Source organism: Streptomyces sp. NPDC006610 (genome assembly GCF_040611575.1).
In the GTDB taxonomy this organism is placed as follows: domain Bacteria; phylum Actinomycetota; class Actinomycetes; order Streptomycetales; family Streptomycetaceae; genus Streptomyces.
The window spans coordinates 1-1,458 of sequence record NZ_JBEXOP010000099.1 but is presented as its reverse complement, the minus strand read 5'-3'; the positions used below and the strand labels follow the sequence as shown (position 1 = coordinate 1,458).

Sequence of the window (1,458 nt, the reverse complement as noted above, 5' to 3'; positions counted from 1 at the left end):
TGCTGACCAAGACGTCGTGGGGGTGACGGATGCCGTCGATGCGGGCGGTGTTGGAAGCGCGGCAGAAGGCCGCGGCGGTGCGGGTGGAGGATCTCGAAGCGGAGTTGGAGCGAGTGCGTGCGGCTCTGACTGAGGCGGAAGAGGTGCTCAGGCGCCGGGTGATCGGCCTGGAGCAGTATCTGGAGGCGCTGGCCGAGGAGGATGCGCCCGCCGTGGCCGTCGTGTCGCAGAGGAAGCCGGTGGGTCCGCGCCGGGCGGTGCCTCACCGCCAGGACGCGGCCGGACCCGAGGTGTTGTCGGTGGACTACCAGGCGTTGATGGCCGCCGCCCTGGGGGCGGGAGCCGATGGGCTCGGTGCCCGGCGGGCCGCGGTGGTGCTGGGCTGGGACAGCGCCTCTGCCTCCCGTGTCGAGGGAGCGAGGGCCCGGCTGAAACGGCTGGTGGAACGGGGCTGGCTGGTCGAGGAGAAACCGGGCAGGTTCATGCTGCCCGCGCCGGAGCAGGACACTGCCGGCGCTGGGCGGCCAGGCGGCGGCTCATGAGCATGGTCATCGACCACAGGACGACGCTCTCGCTGGTGTCGGTGCGTCGCTCGTAGTCACGGACCAGGCGCCGACTGCGCAGGAGCCAGGCGAAGGACCTCTCCACGACCCAGCGGCGAGGCAGGACCTCGAAGCCTTGGACGTTGTCGCTGCGGCGGACGATGTCGAGAACGAGTCCGAGATGCGCCGCGGACCAGTCGGTGAGGTGGCCGGTGTAACCGCCGTCGGCCCAGACCCGCGCCAGCCGCCGGAAGTGCTTCTTTGCTGCTGGCAGCACGATGCGGGCCGCGTCCCGGTCGGTCGTGGAGGCCGGCGTGACCAGCACGGCCAGCAGGAGTCCGAGGGTGTCGGTGAGCAGGTGGCGCTTGCGCCCGTTGATCTTTTTCCCGCGTCGTATCCCCGTGAAGCGAGAGTGACCGTGGCGTCCGCCTTCACCGACTGCGAGTCCACGACGGCCGCGCTCGGCTCCGGGCTCCGGCCCTCGGCCCGGCGGACGGCCTCGCGCAGCCGGTCATGCAGCTCGGCCACCAGCCCCGCATCCCGCCAGCGGGCGAAGAAGGCATACACCCGTGGCCAGGGCGGGAAGTCGGACGGCACCGCCCGCCACTTGATGCCGTTGTCGACGAGGTAGCGCACCGCGTCGATCATCTGCCGGTGACAGTAGCCCTCCGGCCGACCGCCCCGGCCGGCCAGCCATCCCGGCACCGGTAGCAGATCCCGCACCGACGCCCACTCGGCATCGCTCATGTCCGAGCCATACCGGGGCCGGCGCTCCGGCCGGTCGGCCGCGTTCCCGAACCTGTGGGCGAGACAGTCACACCCAGGAGTGGACGGACTGGACCCGGCAACCGCGACCACGCAACACTTCGACAACAGGGCCTCTTGCTTCTCGCTGGACTCGACAACCGCGAGCTAC

Annotated in this window: 2 protein-coding genes and 1 pseudogene; 1 reads left to right on the top strand and 2 read right to left on the bottom strand. The window is 71.1% G+C overall.

Translation table 11 applies throughout. From position 1 onward, the window contains the following. Window positions 1-38: 38 nt before the first annotated feature. Complete coding sequence (locus tag ABZY13_RS33460; protein WP_356637579.1) at window positions 39-542, top strand: hypothetical protein; 504 nt, start codon at window positions 39-41, stop codon at window positions 540-542. Here ABZY13_RS33460 and ABZY13_RS33455 read toward each other — a convergent pair. Continuing rightward, entirely contained in the window at window positions 481-900 is a 420-nt protein-coding gene (locus ABZY13_RS33455) for a transposase (protein WP_356637581.1), read from the bottom strand. The two genes, ABZY13_RS33460 and ABZY13_RS33455, sit on opposite strands and share 62 nt — an antisense overlap. Window positions 901-1,115: 215 nt before the next feature. Next, window positions 1,116-1,289 (bottom strand): annotated as a pseudogene (locus ABZY13_RS33450) (transposase); the annotation flags it as partial. Window positions 1,290-1,458: the final 169 nt, after the last annotated feature.